We start from the raw sequence: 20,375 nt of genomic DNA, 5'->3' as shown, positions 1-20,375 counted from the left end.
ACACCGCGGACACGGCAAGCCCCGGCTCGGCCGCCGAGAACTCGTCCCCGTCCGCCTCCTCATCCGACCGCTTCACGCTCGAACGCCGCTTCACACTCGAACACCGTCTGCCTGACGACTACTTCACCGTCCAGCTGCGCAAGGACGTGCTCGACGGCCTGGCCTCGGCGCCGCGTTCGCTGCCGCCGAAGTGGTTCTACGACGCTTACGGCAGTGAGCTGTTCGAGGAGATCACCCGGCTGCCCGAGTACTACCTCACGCGTGCGGAGCAGGAGATCCTCACGCAGCGCGCCGCGCGGATCGCGGCGGCGACACGAGCCGACACCCTCGTCGAACTCGGCGCGGGATCCTCGCGCAAGACGCGCCTGCTGCTCGACGCGCTCACCGAAGCCGGCACGCTGACCCGATACGCGCCGCTGGACGTCAGCGCGTCCGCGCTGAGCGAGGCGGGCGCGGCGCTGTGCCGCGACTACCCGGCGCTGCGCGTCACGGCCACGGTGACCGACTTCGAGGCCGAACTAGCCCTGCCGCCGGGCGACGGCCCGCGGCTGATCGCGTTCCTGGGCAGCACCATCGGCAACCTCGACCCCGCGCAGCGCCACGTCTTCTTCACCGGGCTGCGCAAGGCCATGGCCAAGCGCGACACGTTCCTGCTCGGCGCGGACCTGGTCAAGGACGCCGGCGTGCTCTGGCGGGCGTACAACGACAGCCAGGGCGTGACGGCGGCGTTCAACAAGAACGTGCTCGCGGTGCTCAACCGCGAGCTCGACGCGGACTTCGATCCCGACGCGTTCGCGCACCGGGCCGTGTGGAACGCCGGGCAGCAGCGCATCGAGATGTGGCTGCGTTCCCGCAACGCGCAGGCCGTCAAGGTCCGCGGCCTCGACCTCACCCTGGAGTTCGAGCGCGGCGAGGAACTGCTCACCGAGATCTCCACCAAGTTCGAGCGCGAGGCGCTGACCGCCGAGCTGGCCCGGGCCGGGCTGCGGGTGAGCGACTGGTGGACCGACGCGGCGGGGGGCTTCGCCCTCCTGCTCGCCGCCCCGGCCGCAGTGTGACAAACCTCTGACATCGCCGCCGCGGGCTTTTCCACTGCGCCGGCCGATCCGATGCGCCCGGCGCAGATCGAGCCCTGATCTGCGCCGGGCGCACCTGGGCACGCTCGAAGTAGGCGCGAAATACGCGCACTGCAACAATCCGACTTGGATTGCCTTACGTTCGGGCACGCCACCGAGAGGAGAGCACGATGGCGGGCAATTGGCGAGCCATCAGACGCCGCCTGATCACACCGAGCAAGACATCCGCGTCGTTCGCGAAGCGTGGCTTCTACGAGAAGAATCCCGAGACCCGGAAATACCTGGAAACCGTCGGCGGGATGTTTATCGACGGTTATGCGTATGCGGTCGAATCCCGCTCGATAGCGGAGATGGAAGCGCGCATCGACCAGCTTCCGAGGCAATTTCGCGGCTTCGCCTACGAGGGCGCCGGGATGGGCCACGCGATGCTCGACGGGATGTTCGGCGGCAGGCATGTCGAGAAGTTCCTCGCCAGCCGCGCCGAGAGCCACGTGTACATGGTCTACGTCGGGGTCGGCTGGGCGCTGGCCCGGCTGCCGCGGTTTCGCTGGGCGGCCGCGACCAAGTCCATCCCCGACCCGCTGCTGCGCTGGCTGGTGCTCGACGGCTACGGCTTCCACCAGGCGTTCTTCAAGACCGAGAAGTACGTGCACCAGCAGTACCAGGAGAAGAACTTCCCGTGGCCGACCGAGGGGCCGCGCTGGTACACCAACAACGCCCTGGACCAGGGCATCGGGCGGGCCATGTGGTTCGTCGGCGGCGCCGAGCCCAACCGGGTCGCCGACCTGATCGGGAAGTTCCCGCAGGCGCGGCACGCCGACCTCTACGCCGGCGCGGGCCTGGCGGCGTCCTACGCCGGCAGCGTCAGCGAGGAGGAACTGCGGACCTTCGCGAGCCGGGCCGGCGTCTACCTGCCGCAGGTGGCGCAGGGCAGCGTGTTCGCGGCCACCGCCCGGGTGGAGACCAACCTGGTCACCGAGCACACCCCGCTGGCGACGCGGATCCTGGCCGGCATCACCCCGGAGCAGGCGCAGGTGCTCCAGCGCCAGGTCCGCCCGGCCCCGGCCGACAGGCCCGAAGGCGACATCCCGATCTTCGAGCTGTGGCGGCAGCGCATCTCCGCCGGGGTGACCGCGATGCAGGGAGCGAACCCATGACGGTGACCAGCGCGCCGCCCCCGGCCAAGACGCGGCGGATACCCCCGCGTCCCCCGATCTCGGCGACGCCGAACCTGGTGCGCAGGATGATGCGCGACCGGCTTGAGGTCATGGACTGGGTCGTCGCCGAGTACGGCGACGCGGTCCGCCTGCCGCTGGGCCCGAAGATCATGCACGTGTTCAACCATCCCGACCACGCCAGGTACGTGCTCGCCGACAACGCCGCCAACTACCGCAAGGGCATGGGGCTGGTCCACGCCCGCCGGGTCCTCGGCGACGGCCTGCTCACCAGCGAGGGCGACCTGTGGCGCAAGCAGCGTAAGACGATCCAGCCGGTCTTCCAGGCCAGGCGGCTCGCCCGGCACCTCGACACCATCGTGGAAGAGGCGGAGAAACTGGTCGCGGGCCTGCGGACACACGTGGGCCAGGGGCCGGTCGACGTGCGCGAGGAGATGACCTCGCTGGCCCTCGGCGTGCTCGGGCGCACGCTCATCGACGCCGATCTGAGCGAGTACGACCGGATCGGCCCGGCCATCGACGCGATGCAGAGCCAGGCCGTCTTCGAGATGATGACGCTGAACTCCGTGCCGATCTGGGCGCCGCTGCCCCGCCAGCGGCGCTTCCACCAGGGCCGAAAGGATCTCCAGGAGATCGTCGACCGGCTCGCAGCGCACCGCGCCGCGAACCCCAGCGAGGACGGCGACGACGTCATCTCGCGGCTGATCGAGTCGTTCAAGGACGAGCCCGACAAGCAGGTCGTCAGCACCCGGATGCGCGAGGAACTGGTCACCCTGCTGCTCGCCGGGCACGAGACCACCGCCAGCACGCTGAGCTGGGCGCTCTACCTCACCGACCAGCAGCCCGAGATCTGGGAGCGGCTGCACGAGGAGGCGGTCGAGGCCTTCGGCGGCGGCGAGCCGCTGACGTACCAGGACCTTTACAAGTTCAAGTACACGCACATGGTGCTGGAGGAGACCATGCGCCTCTTCCCGCCGGTCTGGATCCTGCCGCGGATTTCGCTGGAGGAGGACGAGGTCGGCGGCTACTACGTGCCCGCCGGCGCCGACGTGCTCATCTGCCCGTACCTGCTGCACCGGCACCCCGGCTTCTGGGACCAGCCGACCAAGTTCGACCCGGAGCGCTTCGACCCGGACAAGGCGGGCGGCCGCAACCGCTACGCCTACATCCCGTTCGGCGCCGGGCCGCGCTTCTGCGTCGGCAACAACCTCGGCATGATGGAGGCGACGATCGTGCTCGCCACGATCGCCCGCGAACTGCGCCTGAAGAAGGTGCCAGGCTACAAGGTCCGCGGCGAGCCGATGCTCGCCCTGCGCATCAAGGACGGCCTGCCGATGACCATTCACTCCAGAGGCTGAATCCGGCCGGCTTCCTCAGCACCCTCCCACCGGGCAAGCGGCACTGTCCGGAACGGCTCTCGCGAATCGGCCGCCGCCACGCAATCAACGCGTGGCGGCGGCCGATTCGCGTTTCGCAGCGGTTTCTTCACAGTGCCTTCTTCACAGCGCCTTCTTCACAGTAGCTTCTTCACGCTGGCTCTTCACAGTGGCTCTTCACACTGATGGCTCTTCGAACCGGCTCTTCGAACCCGGCCGGCGCCTTTTGTGCGGCTGTGGGCTCGCCCGCCGCCACGCGCCGCGCCCCTGCGCCGCGGCCCCGGCCACGTTCGAAGAGCCCTGATACTGCATGTACGCATACGCACGACTGCGCCCGCCCGCTTGACACAGTGCACTGACGGAAGGGTTGACAGGATCCTGGAAGACCGGTACACCTATCCATAACGCCATTATATAACGCCGATATAAGACCGAGGGCCTGCGATGAACGCTCATGCGGATGGCACAGCGCACGCGCCGACCGGCGGCTCACGGCCGGTGGCCGAGGAAGTCCTGGTCCAGAGCCCGCCGATACTGGGCGAACTGCCGGCCGAACTGGATGGCAGTTTCCTGCGGATCGGCCCCAATCCGCTCGGCGCGGTCGACCCCGCCCGGCACAACGTGCTGGCCGGCGACGCGATGGTGCACGGACTGCGCATCCGCGGCGGCCGGGTCGAGTGGTACCGCAACCGCTGGGTGCGCACCGACCGGGTCAGCCGTGCGTTCGGCGAACTGCCGACCCCGGGACCGCGGCACGGGCTGTCGGACAACTGCAACGGCAACATCATCCGGCACGCGGGCCGCACCTACGCGGTGGGCGACGCGGGGGTCCTGCCGACCGAGCTGAGCCGTGACCTGGCGACCGTCGCGCGCAGCGATTTCGACGGAACCCTGCCCGCCGGTTTCAGCGCCCACCCCGAGACCGACCAGGTCACCGGCGAACTGCACGCGATCGCCTACTACCACGAGCTTCCGGAAATCCACTACCTGACGATCGGTGTGGACGGCAGGGTGCGCAAGGCCGAGCCGATCGCGATGAAGAACACGTCGATGATGCACGCGTTCTCGCTCACCGAGAGGTACGCGGTGCTCTACGACTTCCCCGTCACGTTCAGCGCCGCCGCAGCAGCGGCCGGATCACGCGTCCCCTACGCGTGGAACGACGGCCACGGCTCCCGCCTCGGGATCCTGCCGCGCTGGGGCGGGGACGCCGACGTGCTGTGGATGGACATCGATCCCTGCTTCGTGTTCCACCCTTACAACGCCTACGAGACGAGCCGGTCGATCGTCATCGACGTCGTACGCCACGAGCGCGTCTTCGACCTCGACCCCCTGCGCCCCGGCGAGTCGGCGCCCACGCTGTGGCGATGGACGGTCGACCTGCGCAGCGGCACGGTGACCGAACGGCAGCTCGACGACCACGTCGAGGAGTTCCCCCGGATCGACGACCGGTTCAAGGGATCGCGGCACCGCTACGGCTTCGCCATCGGCCTGCGCCCGCAGGGCGGCGACATGTTCGCCGGCCCGGCGCTGCTGCGCCACGACCTGGTCGCCCGGCGTACCGACGTACACGAATTCGGCCCCGGCCGGGAGACCGGCGAGGCCGTGTTCGTGCCACGCGCCGCCGACGCCCCGGAGGGCGACGGCTGGCTGCTGAGCCTCGTGTACGACCGGGCCACCGACCGCAGCGACCTGGTCGTACTCGACACCGCGGACTTCACCGGCGCGCCGGCCGCCACAGTGCGGCTGCCCGTGCGTGTGCCGCACGGTTTGCACGCCACGTGGATCGCGGGGGGCTGACGTACTGAGCGGCCAGCCCGGCCCGATCCACGGCGACGATCGCCGCGCCGGTCGAAGCAGCGTACTGATCGAATTTCAGGGCTGATCGACTGCCGTGTCGATCGAGGCGTGCGCTGTTGATCGATTGCTGTTCGATTGCGGTCAGCCGTCGAACTCGGCGGGCGTCACACCTGGACGAGCTCGGGCAGCTTCTGGCTGTCAAGTTCCGGCAGGGCCAGCAGGATCGGCAGGTCGACCCGCGACATGGGGTGCAGCTTGAGGTCGACCTCGAAGCCCCGGCTGCCCCGGGCCGTCACCGAACCCGCGCCGACGAACAGCGGACGCCGGTTCCACGGCTGCGGATCGACGTCGCGGATCGCCACCGCGGCGGCCTGGATGAACCAGGTACCGTCCGGCACTCCCGGCAGCTCGTACGCACCCGACGAATCGAGGACGTCGCACGCCACCGGCAGACCCTCCACGATGGGGCTGGTGAAAGCGCCCACGTAGACGCGCATCGGCGAATCGACCTCGGGCACCTCGATCCTGCCGTAGACGGTGCTACATCGCTGCGGCGACGCGGACATCGTGAAAGGCGGCAGCGCCGGCATGCCGGCCTGCGACGACGACCGGTAGCGCGCCGGCGAGAAGCACACGCTGCGGGTGAATCGACTGGTGAATGTGCCGAGACTGTTGTAACCGACCTTGTACGCGATGTCGGTCACGCTGAGCGAGGTTTTGAGTAACAACTGTTTTGCGCGATACAACCGGATCGCGGTGAGGAACCGCCCCGGTGAGGTTCCTGTAACCGACCTGAATACCCGTGAGAAGTAGAACTTGCTGAACGTCGCGGTCTCTGCCACCTCCGCCAATGACAGCGGCTCACCATAGCGGTTCCACATGGTGGCTATCGAGCGTTCCACCGCAACATACGAGAACTCCATTCGGCCCTCCCCGTTCGAATGCGAATGCAGTGTTTGTTGTGTTGTGCGAAACGATCCTTTTCAAACGCCTGGTGCACGGCACGTGAAAAATCCGCGTTCGTCACCTCGGTGGCGAACGCCTGACACGTCCGTTTATTGCTCAGCCAGCGTCCAGGTCGGGTACCCGGCGAGTCGAACCAGCACCGCTCCCGAAGCTCGAACGTTGACATGACGGCAGCGGGCAGTGCCCGCCGTGGTATGGGCACCCTGCAGCAGCTACAGGATGAGACCAGCGCACTGTACGGTCGGTGACTTTCCAGATAACTTCGCGGAACGCCGCCCGAATGGCGATGGGCACCCACGGGTGAAGTAGCGGGGGCTATTCGGGAAACGCAACACACCACCCGAGCTCCTAACCGACCGGTTGGAACCCGAGCAGCGTCTTTGTCAGTCTGGTGTCAGCCTATCAGACTTCGATGCCAGATGTAACTCTCCACTACTCAAGCATCACAGGTTTAGATTTGTCTGAATTGTAGAATATTGACCAGGACGGCTGAGTTGGTCACCCAATGGTTGCGATTAAATCGGTGTCGAAATCCCCGTCGATCCCGCTGTCGGCCAAGCATACCGCGTCGGCCGGGAGCCGAATCCCGTTTCGCACCATGGCTGGGTAAAATCGCAGGTCAGGCCATTTCAACGCAGCGCCCACCGAACCGCCGAGCGGCATCTCCCCTCTACTGGTGATATTTGAACAATCATCAGACTCGCCGCACACACGAGTCAGTACGCATATTTCGAGTGTTTTTCAGTAGGCACGGACGACAGGAGCTTTCCCGGCCGCCGGCATCAACGCTCTGTTAAATAATGTGCACCAGCGGGCCGCCGGTTGACCGCCGAACCGTCGCTGGGCCCTGTCACGCAGCAGCCGACCTCGCCCGCCCGTTTTTTCCCCGGCTCTCCTGTCCGGCAGGCTCACGTGACGAGCCGCCGACAGGCCGGGAAGCCGGGTCGTTGCTGCCTGACCAGGCGTCAGCGGTAGTCGTCGATACCGATCACATCCTCGCTGGCCTGCACCGGCGGGTTGAAAGGACCCCAGGTGAACGCAGGCAGCCATCTGTCCGCAGGAGCGCTCCAGGACAGTTGGGCGATCTGCTGGTGGGTCCGCCTGCCGGCGATCGATCGATACAAGTCGAAACGGTGCGCGCGCACCGTTGCTTTCGGCGTTCCCCAGCCGGCCGTCCACTGGGCGCCGTCCGCCTCCAGCCGCAGGCCGGGTAGGCCGCGCGCGAAGATCGAGGCGGTGAAGCCGCCGAGGACGACCCCCATGGCAGTGGGGTACGCGGGATGATCGTCGGGCGCGGGCACCTCGACGACCCGTCGGAGATCGAGTTCGTGTGTGAACAGATCCATCACGAGGATGTCGCGATTGAATCCGCCCTTGTCGGCGAGCGTCTGTTCCGCCGCCGGCCCCGTAAGCTCCCACTCGTCGAGCAGCTCGCTGATACCGAGCTGGTGGATGGGGGGCAGCGAACGCCCGCCGCGGTAACTCGACCGAGTGTTCCCTACCACGTGCGCGAGCAGATCGCGCACGGTCCACTCCGGACAGGCCGGAACGATCCGCTCCGCCACCTCCGGACGAGCCTGAATCAAGCTGCTGATACTGGTGCGGCTGGCGCGGAACGCGACATGGCTCGGGGCCCGCTCCCACATGGCGAGCTCCTCATCCTGTCGGCTCCCGTTGCCCATTGCGGGACTCTCCTTGTCACACGCGCGAGACAGTGCGTACACAACGTCCGTGCTGAGTGTCTGTGCCGAGACATGACGGTGTGCGCCATCATGCCGTGCAACCGCAGCCCAAAGCTTGCCGCATGAGGAGCCCCCGTACTTCTCCCAGCATGCCGCATCGTATGGCCCGCCCACGGCGCGAGACGCCCGGCCGCGCATCGACCGGCCCGGCCCGAGTGCGGATCAGCCGCCATCTGCGCACGCTGTGAGAAGCCTGTTGTTCGAAGGCTGACGACGATGGAGCGTGCATCGGCGCCTGTCGCCGACCGGCTCGTGGTGTGAAAGGACACTGCCGTGCAACGGTTCAACCGTCGGTGCCGCACAGGGTGCGCCCGAGTGGAGGACCGCGCCAGGCATGCCAGGCACTTCGTCGCGGTACGCAGTCCGCTGCGACCGTCGCATGATCCGTACGAAGCGCGGCTCGCCGCCGGCTGCACCACGTTGCGGCTGTGCCGCGGTTCACGACTCGGCGCGCGCAGCAGGAGCGTCTGAGGCTCCGCTCTCCGCATCGTCGCTCCCGGTGCCTTGCCCACGCGGCAACGTCCACGCACGCCAGGTGCGCGGACGTGAGCAGGACGAAGTGGATAGGATGAAGGGACGTCTCACGGCACGGTGTCCACCAGCACCGCCGCACTGGTTCCGTTCTCCGCACGTCACCCGGGCGAGCGATACGCAGACTGGGACAATCCGGGCTCATCATCGAGCAACGGTCTTACTCGGCACCGAGGAATACCCGATTTCCCCGGATTGTCCTTCGCTTGTTCAACCAGCGCCCGGAGGACTGGGACTAGCTCCCGGTCGCCACCGATACCAGGCTCGCGACGTCCTGGGCGCAGCCCCAGGACAGCGTGACTCCGGAACCGCCGTGGCCGTAGTTGTAGATCACGCCGTCCTCGGCGTTGTACTCGACGCACACGTTGCCGGTCCGGAAGGGGCGCAGCCCGGAGCGTACCGGTTCGGTCGCGTCGATCTCGGCGCCGGCGAGCGCGGGCATGAACGCGAGGCAGCGTTCGTACATCTCGCGCACCGCGGGGTAGTCGAGGCCGAGGTCGGTGTCCCACTCGTGGGCCTGGGTCAGACCACCGAGGATCAGCATGTCCTCACCGCGCGGGACGATGAAGACCATGTCCTGCCGGCCCTCCTCGGGACTCTGCGAGATGCAGTGCGCCTCGGTCACCTTCGGAAAGCGGGTGCCGTCGTTCTTCACGCGCACCAGCGAGCCGCGCAGCGGGTACATGTCCGTCTCGGCCAGCTCGGCGCTGCCGAGGCCTGCGCAGCAGATCAGGACGTCGGCGTCGTACTCCTCAAGGAGCGCGGCGCGCTGCTCGCGCAGCGGGCCGGTGATGCGGCGCTGCTCGACGGCGATGCGCAGGCGGCGCGTCTCCGACAGCAGCCAGCGCATGTAGGCGTCGGTGTCGATCATCGGCGCGAGGTGCCGGTAGCCGTCGACGACGCCGAACTCCGGGTCGAAATCGGTGCGATCACCCGCCTCGTGACGTTCGAATCCCGGGACGTTCGCGCTGATCTCCTGCATCTTGTCCAGATTCACCGGATCGGACTCGATCGGGTCCTTGAAGTAGAAGTTCGCCGAGCGCACGTACACACCGGGAACGGAGCGCTCCGCCATCTCGGCGAACCGCTTGAACGAGACCAGGCACCATTCCTTGGAACGGTCGAGCGACCCCTGGTCGCGGTGGTAACCGCACACCGCCGGCGGCCACTCCCACAATGCGCCGGCGACCACGGATACGATGTCCGGTGCGAACTTCTCCGCGATCACCGTGACACGCATGCCGCGCTCGCGCAGTTCCAGAGCCGTGGTCAGCCCGGACACGCCGGCGCCGATGATCAAGGCGTGCCGGGTGAATTCTTTCCGCAGAGTTCGGCTCACGTTCCTTACCCTTTCGGTGACAATCCGCGGTGTGATGGCGTGGTAGTATCGCCTGGCGCAGCCGGGATTTCTCCAGGCCGCAGCCGTTTTAGCAACCGTCGTAGAAACTATGCGGGACCGCGGTGAGGGCCGCTACTTCCAAATCGCCCGATTGTTACGGCTGCGCTACGACACGGGCGCGGAAGACGGGCTGAATCGACCGCGAATGCCGCAACGGTCCGGTGCGCGGCGGATTCTCCGCCCGTTTGTTTTCGCTCGGACCGCGGGAACGGCTCGCGCCACTCGTGGGTGGGCTGCCCGGCAGAAGGTCCGCCGGGCAGCCGCGCCGCGATTGTCGTAAGTGATGGACGGCAGGTTGTCAGGTCCGGTTCTCAGACCCGGTTGTCAGGACTCAGGCGACGAGGCCTTCCCGGTCGACGGCCGCCTCCAGTTTGTGGAAGTTGCCGCCGTGGAACAGCAGCGCGTCCTCGTCGGTGCCGTGCCCCAGGTCGAGCACCTCGCCCAGGAAGATCGAGTGGTCGCCCCCGTCGTAGACGGCGGCGAGCCGACATTCGAGCCAGGCCAGGGCGTCCGCGAGGATCGGGGCGCCGGTGTGCTTGCCCGGGGTGGAGTCGACCACCTCGAACTCGCCCTCACCGCGCGGCCGGTGGCGGTTGGCGAAGTGCCTGGCCACTTCCTCCTGTCGTGCGGAGAGGATGGAGACGGCGAACGACTCGCAGTCGAGGATGACCTCGTGCATGGCGGCTTCCCGTATCACGCACACGAGGATCAGCGCGGGCCGCAGCGACACCGAGGTGAACGAGTTTGCGGTCATGCCGCGCGGCACGTCCTTGCCGGCCGTCACCACGGTGACTCCGGTGGCGAACTTCCCGAGGACGCCGCGCAGTTCGTTGCGGTCGTGAACGATTGCTGACAGCTTCTCCACCAACGGGCTTGGATCGGCGAACGACGTCTGATCGGTCGTGGTCATCGTCCTATCCTTCGCTCCTGACACCGACCAGTTGCCTGCCCGGCGCCGCCGAGGGCACCCCGATCGCGTAGGGTGCCAGCGCGGCGCGCAGCGCCTCGGGAACCCGCGACGGCTTGGTGTCCATGTTCGGGCCGCGCATGCAGGCGACCCGCTGCCGACCGCGCGCGATCAGCTCGTCGAACCCCTTGCTGACCCGCACGTAGTCGAACGCGAAGCCGATCTGCGTCTGCGTCAGGTCCTCAAGGCGCATCCGGATCGACAGCTCGTCGAACGCGGTGATCTCGGCGGTGAATTCGCACTCGACCTTGAGCGTGAACAGCTTGAGGTCGTCGCGGATGTCGTCGAGCACCGAGGGGGCCTTCTCCAGGAGGAACATCTCCCGGCACCGTCCCTGCCAACGCACGTAGTTGACGTAGTAGACGTTGCCGACGAGGTTGGTCTCCTCGAAACCGACCAGGTGCTTGTACTCGTAGTACGGGATCTCCACGGTCACTCGCCGCCTTCCGCCAGCATCGCGAACACAACAGGCTCGGCGACCGCGTCCACTGCCGTCGGGAACGTGGCGATCCGAGCGTCGCCCGAGCGCAGCACGACCCAGCGGGCCAGACCCAGCCCGGCGCCGGCGGCCGGCTGCGTGTCGGCGGTCAGCTGGGTGCGCGCGTGGCCGTTCTTACGCAGGCACTCCACCGCCCCCCACACCCGGGTGGCCGAGATCGACAGGTCCTCGCCGCACTCCCTGGAGACCAGCTCGGCCAGCGCGAAGCCGTCCTCGCCGAGCAGGCCCGACCAGTCCTCGTCGGACCTGGCCTCCGCCAGCTCCACGTCGCAGCCGACCGCGTGCTCGCCGGCCACCAGGAAGGTCACCCCGGCGCCGTGCGAGGCCGAGATCCGCATGCCGCCGTCGACCTCCGGCTTGCCGTCCGGGCGGTAGCGCACCTTCACGCCCGCACCGAGCGCCATCGCGGCCGCCTTCGCGGTCTGCTTGCGCCGCGCCTCTTGGCCCTTGGCCGGCTTGTCGCCGTCCGGGTGCACGATGACGCGCAGCCCCTCGGGCAGCACGGCCTCCGTGCGCCGTTCGAGGTACGGGCCGAGCAGCGCCGGCTTCCAGGGGCCGGAGCCGTCCAGCTTGCGCACCGCTTGCAGGCGCAGGCCTTCCCAGCGCTCGACCAGGTTGCCCTCGACGTCGGTCACGTCCAGGTCGTAGAGGTAGGTGTCTCCCTCGCGCCACCGCTCGGTGGCGTGCAGGTACACCTGCTCCATGGGCCGCACCGTGCCCGGGTCGGCCAGGTACAGCCGCTCGATGCCGGAGGGCAGGAGCGTCGCGTCGGGGACGTTGCACTGGATCGAGTGCATCATCGCGTCGCGGGTGCCCGGGTCGCCGAGCACCAGGTCCGCGGGCAGGAACCCGGCGAACCACGGCGCGGTGGGCTGGTTCTCGATCAGCGCGACACAGTGCTTCGCGGCCAGTTCCCGGTAGGCGTGCAGCCGCTGGAACCGGGCGCCCTGGAACAGCACCGGGCCGTAGAGGTCGCGGTCCGGGTACAGCAGGACCCACGGGGTCTCCTTGGCGACCGGCTTCGCCTCGCCCGGCAGGGCGGGCCCGCCGTAGCGCAGGGTGGCCCGGAAGTGGTCGGCCTGGAAGCCGGTGTCGGCGCTGCGGATGACCGCCTGCACCGTGTTGGCGTCCTTGGCCAGCACCGCGATCCGCACCGAGGTCGTGCCGGTGACCGGGACGACGATCGGTCGCAGGAACTCGACGTCCTCAAGCACCGGAGCGCTTTCGTTCCCGGTGAGGGCCGCCGCGGTCTGCGTCATCGCCTCCATGCCCAGCACCGCCGGGAACAGCAGGTCGCCGTCCAGGAGGTGATCGGCCAGGTAAAGGTCGCCGTCCGCGGACAGGTCCGCGTCCACGACCAGCTCGACGCCCGGGTAGTACACCTGCGCGCGGTCGACGAACCGCAGCAGCGGCAGTTCGCGCTGCTCCAGCGTGAGCGTCGGCAGCCCGGAGGCACGGCCCATGACCACGAGCGTGGTCGGCGCCGAGGGGTTCGCCAGCACCTGCTTGAGCAGGGCGATGCCCTCCTCAGTCGGGATCGGGTCGATGCCGTCGCGCATCAGCGACTCAAGCACGCCGAGCTTCTCGCCCATCCCGGAGCCGGACCACACCGACCATTCCAGCGCGAGGCACCGGCAGTTCGGGTAGTCCTCCTGGACCCGGCGGGTCAGGTCGGTGAGCCAGTCGTTGGCGGTGGCGTAGTCGCCCTCGCCGCGCAGCCCGGCCCGGCCGATGATGCTGCCGAAGGTGATCAGGACCTTGAGGTTCGCCGGGTCGGCCGCGGCGAGCACCGCTTCCAGCCCGTCGATCTTCGGGGCCAGCGTGCGCTTGAACGAGGACTCGTCCAGGCTCACCAGGCCCTGCGGCACGTTGCGGCCGGCGCCGTGCAGCACGCCGGTCACCGGTCCCAGCGTCTTGGCGATCTCGCCGACCGCGGCCTTGACCTCGTCCGCGGAGGTGACGTCGGCCCGCGCGTAGTGGAAGGCCACGCCGGCCGCCGCCATGCGCTCCAGGTTCGCCGCCAGCTCCGGGTCGTCCGCCGGGGCGGAGCGGCCCATCAGGCCGACCGCCGCGCCGGTGTCGCGGGCCAGCGCGAGCGCGCACTCGGCGGTGATGCCCTTGCCGCCGCCGGTGACCACCAGCACGTCGCCCTTCCCGAGGGAGGCGACGGCGTCGGTCTCGGCCACGGGCTCCAGGGGCCGCAGGATCGGCACCCGGCGCACGCCGGCCGCGTCGTACTGGACCTCGGCGAAGGTACCGGTCGCCGCGACGTCCTTGACGATGCGGGAGACGACCTCGTCCAACTGCTGCCCCGGGAACTCGTCCGGCAGCGGCAGGGTGACTATGGTGGTCGCGATGGCCGGCGCTTCCAGGTGCAGCGTCTTGGCCAGGCCCGCGGCGCCCCGCCGGTCGCCGACGGCGACGAAGCGGACCGGCGTCTTCTGCGAGAGGGCCGCGCGCGCCGCGGAAAGCATCAGAGCGGTGTGCTGCTCGTCGCAGTCCCTCGGCAGGCACAGCAGTACGCCGTCGCCGAGCTTGGCCTTGCGCAGCGCCTCGTGCAGCGCGGTCGCGATCGGGTGCCGCTCGGAGGCGAACAGCTGCCAGTCGCCGTACGAGGCGGCCGACGCCGCCGCGCCTGGAGCCGCCTCGACCAGGTCGATGGCGAACGCCCGGACCCACGGCGCGACGCCCTGCACCGCGGTGGGGCCGTTGTCGTCCTCGTGCGAGGTGTCGGCGAGCTCGTCGAGCATCGCGGCGAGCTCGGCGAGCGTCGAGGTGGCGAAGGTGGAGGTGGCCAGCGGGGCGGTCAGGCCGATCTCCCGGGAGGCCTGGTTCATGATCTGGCCGACCGTGATCGAGCTCAGGTGCAGCTCGTCCAGCGGGTTGGCGTTCGGGTTCACCGCCGCGATCGGCAGCTCGGCCCGCTCGGCGGCCAGCCGGATCAGCACCTCGATGGTGCTCTCACCGGTGCTCTTCGGCACCGCGCCGTTGGCGGAGCCGTTCGTCGAGGGCTCGACCACCGTCGCCGACAGCGCCTCCATCTCCAGCACGAAGTCCTCGGGAGCGGCTTCGGCCGGGCTGGCGAAGAACTTGAACTCCTTGTCCAGCGGCAGGGGGCGGGTGAAGCGGCCCTCGAACAGCGCGTCGTGGTTGACCGGGGCGCCGAGCGTGTAAGCCGCGGCGACCGCGTTCAGCAGTCCGGCCAGCGACGGACTGTCGGTGTCCAGCGAGATCGCCGGGATGACCGGTGCGCTCTCCACCGCCAGGCCGCGCAGGATCCGGCCGGGGCCGACTTCGAGCAGCAGGTCGACGCCGGAGGCCAGTTTCGTCACCGCGTCGCTGAACCGCACCGGGTCGAGGATCTGCCGGGTCAGCAGCGCCGCGATGTCGGTGTCGGCCGACAGGTCCTCGGCGGTCACCGTGGAGACGACGCGCCGCTGCGGCGCGGCGAACGCCTCGGCCGCCAGCTGCGCGCCGAACTCCTTCGCCGCCGGGGCGACCGCCGCGGAGTGGAAGGCGTGCGACACGTTGATCCGCGTCACGTGCAGGTCCTGCTTGGCCGCCTTGGCGGCGACCCGCTCGACCGCGTCGAGCGGACCGGAGATGACGGTCTGCTTCGGGCTGTTGTATCCGGCGATCACCACCGGCTCGTCGGCCAGCAGCGGCTCGACGGCTTCGGGCGCGGCGGCGATGCTCGCCATCGTCCCGTTACCGTCGCTCGCCTCGGACATCACGCGGCCGCGGGCGGCGGCCATGCGCAGCAGAGTGCTCTCGTCCATCGCGCCAGCCCAGTGCAGCGCGGTCAGCTCGCCGAGGCTGTGCCCCGCCGCGCCCACCGCCTCGATGCCGAGCGCGGACAGAACCCGCAGACCGGCGACCGAGGAGGTGACGATCCTCGGCTGCGCGACCGCGGTGTCCACCTGGTCGCCGCCGGTGGGCAGCGCCATGGTCTGGTAGAGCTCGTCGACCTGGGCGAACCGGCGGCGGATCGCGCCGCCGTCGGCGCGCCGGCCGGCGCCCTGGCCCGGGAAGAGGAAGCCGATGCGCGCGCTGCCCGTCGCGGTGCCGAGGTAGACCCCGTCGGCCGCGTCGAGCACCGAGCGCGCCCCGCTGTCGAGCAGCGTGAGCAGCTTGCCGAACTTCCGCTCGGCCTCCTCGGGCGAGTTGGCCACGACCGCGGCCCGGATCGGCCGGTCGTCCAGCCCGCCCTGAAGGGTGGCAGCGAGGTCGCCCACCTCGGCGTACGACAGCTTCGAGCTGATCGAGGCCAGGTTCGCGACCTTGCCGCGCAGCTCGACCATGTCGGAGGCGTCGACCAGGAGCAGTTCCGCGTCCTGGCGCGAGCGCTCCAGCTGGCGCACCGAGTTGGGCACCTTGACCCGGCGGGCGCCGTCGGCGTGCTCGACGACGATGTGCGCGTTGATCCCGCCGAAGCCCATGGAGGAGACTCCGGCGCGGATCGGCGCGTCCTTCGGCCACAGCGCGGCCTTGCCGGGCACCCGCAGCGCCGCGTCGTCCCCGGCGAGCACCGGGTGCGTGTCGTAGTGGCCGGTGGCCGGCGGGATGACCTGGTGGCGCACCGAGAGGATCGCCTTGAGCAGGCCGCCGATGCCGGCGGCCGCCTTGGTGTGGCCGATGTTGCCCTTCAGGGTGCTGATGGCGACCGGGGCGCCGCCGGGGTTGGCGTCGCGCACCGCGCCGGAGATGGCGCGCAGCTCGGTCGCGTCGCCCACCGCGGTGCCGGTGCCGTGACCCTCGAAGTACTTCACGGTCTCGACGCCGAAGCCGGCGGCGGAGTAGGCGCGGTTGATGGCCGCCCGGTGGCCGTCGGCCTCCGGGCGGGTCATGCCGCCCTTGCCGTCGGAGGAGTAGCCCCAGCCCGCGATGGTCGCGTACCGGAACAGTCCCTGGTCGATCGCGTCCTCTTCACGCATGAGGACGACCATGCCGCAGCCCTCGCCCGGCCAGAAGCCGTTGGAGTTCTTGTCGTAGACGCGCATCTCGCTCTTGGTGAGGGCGTCGGTCTTGGCGAAGCCGATCACCTCGAACGGGTCGATGCTCAGGTCGACGCCGCCGGCGATGCCGACGTCCATCTGGCCGCTGCTCAGCGCGTTGGCCACGGTGACGATCGACAGCAGGGACGAGGAACACGCGCCGTCGACGGTGTAGCCGCCGCCCCTGAAGTCGTAGTGGTTGCAGATCCGCCCGGCGATGGTGTTGGCCAGGCCGCCCGCGAGCGTGTCCTCGCCGATCGCCGGGAACGGCGCCTTGTAGCGCTGTTCGAGCTTGGCGAGGAACTCGGCGAGCTCCGCGTCGTCCCAGCCCTGCTCGCGCAGCGCGGCGCCGACGGTGCGGCGCACGTAGGGCCAGCGCAGCCGCATGATGTTCGCCCGGCTGAACTCGCCGGTGAGGCTGTTGCCGATCACCACGCCGGTGTTGCGGTCCCCGAGGCCCTTGCCCTCGGGGAACCCGGCGTCTTCCAGCGCCCTGGACGCGGTGTCCAGCGCGAGCCAGTGGACCATGTCGGTCGACCGGAAGGTGCTGCCGGCGATCCGGTGCTTCACCCGATCGAACTCGAAGCCCTCGATGACCGCGGCTTTGAGGGCGTTGTGGCGGTCGGGAGCGGCCAGGTCCGCGGAGTAGTAGTCCTCCTGGCGCATCCGCTCGTCCGGCAGCCGGCGGAACGCCCGCCGGCCGGCCAGGACGTTCTGCCACAGCTGGTCCGGCGATTCGGCGTCAGGGTACCGACAAGCGATACCTACGACGGCGATCCGCTGGATGCTCATATGGCCACCGTTCCGTTCGTCGTGCCGAGAGCGGGCTTGCTTCCGTTGAGCGCGGGGGCGCCGGCGGACGAGCGCTTCGCCGCGAAGTGCTTGCCCCACCAGTACATGCCGCGGATGAAGCAGACGATCAGGATGGAGAAGATCAGGTCGTAGACGACGTTGAACTCCATCAGGGCGCCGTACGCGGTGGAGACCGCGCTGCCGAAGATGAACTGCATCAGCGGTTTGGACGGCGTCGTGCCCGGGTCGGTGATCATGTAGTTCACGATCAGCACGAAGGTCACGCCGGTCATCACGCCCAGCGCTCCGAACAGCGAGACGTGCCAGATCCAGTGCCGGACGAAGGCCTGGATCATGAAGCCGCCCATGTAGCCCGCGATCAGCAGGACCCGCTGGGTCAGCATGGCGTTGATCACGGTGCCGGAGGTGATGATGATGATCACGATCATGATGCGGAAGAAGGTGTTCGCCTTCTCGGTGAACTCGTACGGCGGCGCGAGGCTGACGAAGTTGCTGAACAGGATGAGCGTCAGCCCGATGCCGGAGTTCGACGGGTTCATGTAGTGCCGCATCCGACCGTTGATCGGCGCCTGCAACGCGTGCTTGCCGGCCACGCCGACGAAGATGGCGAACAGCACCGGCCACAGCTGGTTGTTCGCGTAGAGGATCATGTTCACGGTCAGCGACGTGATGTGCGCCGGCAGCAGGAACTCGTACAGGCCGCGCGCGCCGTTGCCGCGGAACCGCTGCGGGCGCCGCTGCGCCCAGGCGCTGACGACCTCCATGATCATCTCGGTCGCGTAGCCGAAGGGCACCACGATGAACGGCCAGAGCCAGGGCTGCTCGAACCCGAGCAGGGTGTAGCCGAAGATGTTGAACGCGGTGATCGAGATCGCGAAGTTGCGCAGCGCCATGTAGCGGAAGTCGGGTGCCTTCGCGGGCTTGGGCGCTGGGGCAGGCGCCGGGGAGGGCATGGCCCCCGCGGGCGTCTGTTCGGTGACGATCGTGCTCATCGGCTCGTGACCTCCTGGGCGGCGTTGGTCAGCATGAAGGAGTGGGTGCCAGGCATCAGCGTGAAGGTCTGGGTGTGCAGGGTGCCGGTCGAGTCACGCCACTCGATCTTCGCGGTGGCCGGCCCGGAGTACTTGCCGAGGCCGAAGTGGACGTCGAAGCTGCGGTAGCTGTCGTGGCCGCCGCCGCCGTCGAGCTTCGAGATCTGGCTGCCTTCCGGGGTCGTGAGGGTCACCGTCGCGCCGTAGGCGGGCGTTCCGATGTTGGCCAGGTCGGGGGTCGCGGCGCTCGTGGTGCTGGTGCCGGTCGTGCTGGCCGCGTCGACGGACGGACGGTAGAGCTCCAGGTCCACGTAGTTGCCCTGGTTCGGCGACTGGTTCGCGTAGAAGGCGGGCGGGCCCCACTGCCGGGCGATGGCGAAGTCCATGACGCCGTTGCCCTGCGTGTCACCGGTGGCAACGCCGCGGGTCGGGGTCTGCACGGCCAGGCCGAGGGGCAGCGCGACGTTGACATACGTGCTGGAGGAGTTGCGGGCGTAGAACGCGAGCGCCTCGTGCCCGGCCACGTCGTCGCCCGGCTCGAAGTTCGGCCACATCGCCGGGTTCACCAGCAGGTCGTCGTTCTCGATGGCCAGTTCCTGGGCCCAGTTCCACCGGTTGATGTTGCCCTTGATGAAGCCGTCGGTCTGGATGATCTCCAGGTTGCCGTCGTTGAGGAAGTCGTCCATCTTGGCGTCCCAGGCCCAGCCGGTCCAGGCCACGCCGTACTGCTGCGCCTCCTGCTGGAACGGCGCGTACTGGCTGGCCAGGTCCTTCTGCATCTCGGCGTTGTTCGCGGCCTGGTTGATGTACATGTAGTTGCTCTCCTCCAGCCCCATCCGCGAGGTGATGGCGCTGACGAAGATGTCGAACTTGCCGTTGTGGTTCACGTCGCCGAAGTCGACGCCCATGCCCTTGAACGAGCCGTTGCCGAGCACGAAGGACTTCGGCGTGGCGGGCGTGCGGTTGCCGGTGGCCTCGATGAACTTGATGTTGCCGGGCGTCGACTCGTTGTACATCAGGTGCCCGTGCCCGAAGTCGTTCGCGATGTAGATGTCCGGCAGCCCCTGGCCGGTCAGGTCGGCTCCTGAGATGGCCAGCGCCCAGCCGGTCGAGTCGGCGTACGGGATGGCGGTCTCGTTCTCGACGTACTGCACCGAGGGCTTCGCGCCGCCGGTCGCGCTGTACCACTGGAGCACGTGGTCGCCGCCGCCGTTGCGGGCGCTGGACATCGTGTTGTTCATCGACACGTTGTTCTCACCGTTCGGATTCAGCACGTCCGAGTCCGGGAAGTAGTTGCCGATGATGATCGACGGGTGGCCGGTGCCGTCCAGGTCGCCGACGTAGGAGGCGTCGGTCTGCCACTTCGGCCCGTGGTACTTGCCGTCGATGCTGTTGTTGGGGACCAGTTCCTGGGGCTGGTACGCGGCCACCGAGGGCGTGCTGACGCCGGCCTTCGCCAGGTACAGGATCGGGGTGCGGCCGAGGTAGGTGACCATGAAGTCGGTCCGGCCGTCGCCGTTGAAGTCGCCCGGCGTGCACGAGGTGGGCGCCATCGTGTTGTCCACGGGCAGCGGCGACGGGTCGAGCACGAACGGCGTGAACTGGTCCGTGGACGGCGCGGTCGGCGTGTACGTGACGATGACTTCGTTCGTACGCGTGTCGACGATGCACATGCCGTCCGACCGGCCGTGGCCGGTGACGTCGTTGATGGCGATGGCGGCGCCCACCGACGAGATCCAGGACTGGATCTTCTGGTAGGCCGGGTTCACCTGCCGGATCGTATTCATGTGTTGATCGTTGTAGCCGGGTGGCAGCGCGATGTTCATCTGCGTGAACTTGTACTTGGCGGCGGTCTCGGCGCCGCCGCCCACCGCGACCGCTGCTTCCCCGGCGAACCACAGCGCCGCGGCGATCAAGATGGTCAGCGCACCTGGGATCATCCGGCGTAGACGTTCACCTAATGTCACTGCGATCTTCCTTTCGATCTGTCGTCGTGCGGTTTCACG

Annotated in this window: 12 protein-coding genes; 4 read left to right on the top strand and 8 right to left on the bottom strand. The window is 68.7% G+C overall.

Features of this window, described 5'->3' with window-relative positions; all coding sequences use genetic code 11:
- Positions 1–107 precede the first annotated feature (107 nt).
- From egtD to VGS97_RS26565, 4 genes are all read left to right on the top strand, one after another.
- Positions 108–1,058, top strand: a complete 951-nt coding sequence (gene egtD, locus VGS97_RS29690; protein WP_349262273.1) for an L-histidine N(alpha)-methyltransferase — start codon at positions 108–110, stop codon at positions 1,056–1,058.
- 188 nt (positions 1,059–1,246) lie between these two features.
- Positions 1,247–2,233: a DUF1702 family protein gene (locus VGS97_RS26575; protein WP_326856398.1), complete on the top strand. Its 987-nt coding sequence runs from the start codon at positions 1,247–1,249 to the stop codon at positions 2,231–2,233.
- Positions 2,230–3,609, top strand: a complete 1,380-nt coding sequence (locus VGS97_RS26570; protein ID WP_326856397.1) for a cytochrome P450 — start codon at positions 2,230–2,232, stop codon at positions 3,607–3,609. The genes VGS97_RS26575 and VGS97_RS26570 overlap by 4 nt, the downstream gene beginning before the upstream one ends.
- Before the next feature lie 462 nt (positions 3,610–4,071).
- Positions 4,072–5,427: a carotenoid oxygenase family protein gene (locus VGS97_RS26565; protein ID WP_326856396.1), complete on the top strand. Its 1,356-nt coding sequence runs from the start codon at positions 4,072–4,074 to the stop codon at positions 5,425–5,427.
- A 164-nt stretch (positions 5,428–5,591) separates the two neighbouring features.
- Here VGS97_RS26565 and VGS97_RS26560 read toward each other — a convergent pair whose 3' ends face one another.
- The 8 genes from VGS97_RS26560 to VGS97_RS26525 form a co-directional block, all read right to left on the bottom strand.
- Positions 5,592–6,308 carry a helix-turn-helix transcriptional regulator gene (locus tag VGS97_RS26560; RefSeq protein WP_326856404.1) on the bottom strand — a complete coding sequence of 239 codons (717 nt, stop codon included), beginning with the start codon at positions 6,306–6,308 and terminating at the stop codon, positions 5,592–5,594.
- A 1,050-nt stretch (positions 6,309–7,358) separates the two neighbouring features.
- Positions 7,359–8,075 (bottom strand): maleylpyruvate isomerase family mycothiol-dependent enzyme, encoded by a 717-nt coding sequence (locus VGS97_RS26555; protein WP_326856395.1) that lies wholly within the window; start codon positions 8,073–8,075, stop codon positions 7,359–7,361.
- An 826-nt stretch (positions 8,076–8,901) separates the two neighbouring features.
- Positions 8,902–10,005, bottom strand: coding sequence for an FAD-dependent oxidoreductase (locus VGS97_RS26550; RefSeq protein ID WP_326856394.1), 1,104 nt, complete (start codon positions 10,003–10,005; stop codon positions 8,902–8,904).
- A gap of 391 nt (positions 10,006–10,396) precedes the next feature.
- Entirely contained in the window at positions 10,397–10,975 is a 579-nt protein-coding gene (locus tag VGS97_RS26545; protein ID WP_326856393.1) for a flavin reductase family protein, read from the bottom strand.
- 4 nt (positions 10,976–10,979) lie between these two features.
- The gene (locus tag VGS97_RS26540) at positions 10,980–11,468 is read right to left on the bottom strand and encodes an acyl-CoA thioesterase (RefSeq protein WP_326856392.1); all 489 of its coding nucleotides are present in this window, start codon (positions 11,466–11,468) and stop codon (positions 10,980–10,982) included.
- Complete coding sequence (locus VGS97_RS26535; RefSeq protein ID WP_326856391.1) at positions 11,465–17,317, bottom strand: type I polyketide synthase; 5,853 nt, start codon at positions 17,315–17,317, stop codon at positions 11,465–11,467. The genes VGS97_RS26540 and VGS97_RS26535 overlap by 4 nt, the downstream gene beginning before the upstream one ends.
- On the bottom strand, positions 17,314–18,330 hold the full coding sequence (locus tag VGS97_RS26530) for an enediyne biosynthesis protein (RefSeq protein WP_326856390.1): 1,017 nt from the start codon (positions 18,328–18,330) through the stop codon (positions 17,314–17,316). The genes VGS97_RS26535 and VGS97_RS26530 overlap by 4 nt, the downstream gene beginning before the upstream one ends.
- Entirely contained in the window at positions 18,327–20,309 is a 1,983-nt protein-coding gene (locus VGS97_RS26525) for a CRTAC1 family protein (protein WP_414641841.1), read from the bottom strand. The genes VGS97_RS26530 and VGS97_RS26525 overlap by 4 nt, the downstream gene beginning before the upstream one ends.
- Positions 20,310–20,375: the final 66 nt, after the last annotated feature.

It is taken from the genome of Actinocrinis sp. (assembly GCF_035946395.1).
In the GTDB taxonomy this organism is placed as follows: domain Bacteria; phylum Actinomycetota; class Actinomycetes; order Streptomycetales; family Catenulisporaceae; genus Actinocrinis.
Note: the sequence above shows the minus strand (reverse complement) of the source record. Positions and strands in the feature narration are given on the sequence as shown.

Coding starts and splice junctions, on each gene's coding strand:
- VGS97_RS26545 (WP_326856393.1), bottom strand. CDS start 10,975: ATGACCACGACCGATCAGACGTCGTTCGCCGATCCAAGCCCGTTGGTG.
- VGS97_RS26575 (WP_326856398.1), top strand. CDS start 1,247: ATGGCGGGCAATTGGCGAGCCATCAGACGCCGCCTGATCACACCGAGC.
- VGS97_RS26560 (WP_326856404.1), bottom strand. CDS start 6,308: ATGTGGAACCGCTATGGTGAGCCGCTGTCATTGGCGGAGGTGGCAGAG.
- VGS97_RS26555 (WP_326856395.1), bottom strand. CDS start 8,075: ATGGGCAACGGGAGCCGACAGGATGAGGAGCTCGCCATGTGGGAGCGG.
- VGS97_RS26565 (WP_326856396.1), top strand. CDS start 4,072: ATGAACGCTCATGCGGATGGCACAGCGCACGCGCCGACCGGCGGCTCA.
- VGS97_RS26535 (WP_326856391.1), bottom strand. CDS start 17,317: ATGAGCATCCAGCGGATCGCCGTCGTAGGTATCGCTTGTCGGTACCCT.
- VGS97_RS26525 (WP_414641841.1), bottom strand. CDS start 20,309: ATGATCCCAGGTGCGCTGACCATCTTGATCGCCGCGGCGCTGTGGTTC.
- VGS97_RS26530 (WP_326856390.1), bottom strand. CDS start 18,330: ATGAGCACGATCGTCACCGAACAGACGCCCGCGGGGGCCATGCCCTCC.
- VGS97_RS26570 (WP_326856397.1), top strand. CDS start 2,230: ATGACGGTGACCAGCGCGCCGCCCCCGGCCAAGACGCGGCGGATACCC.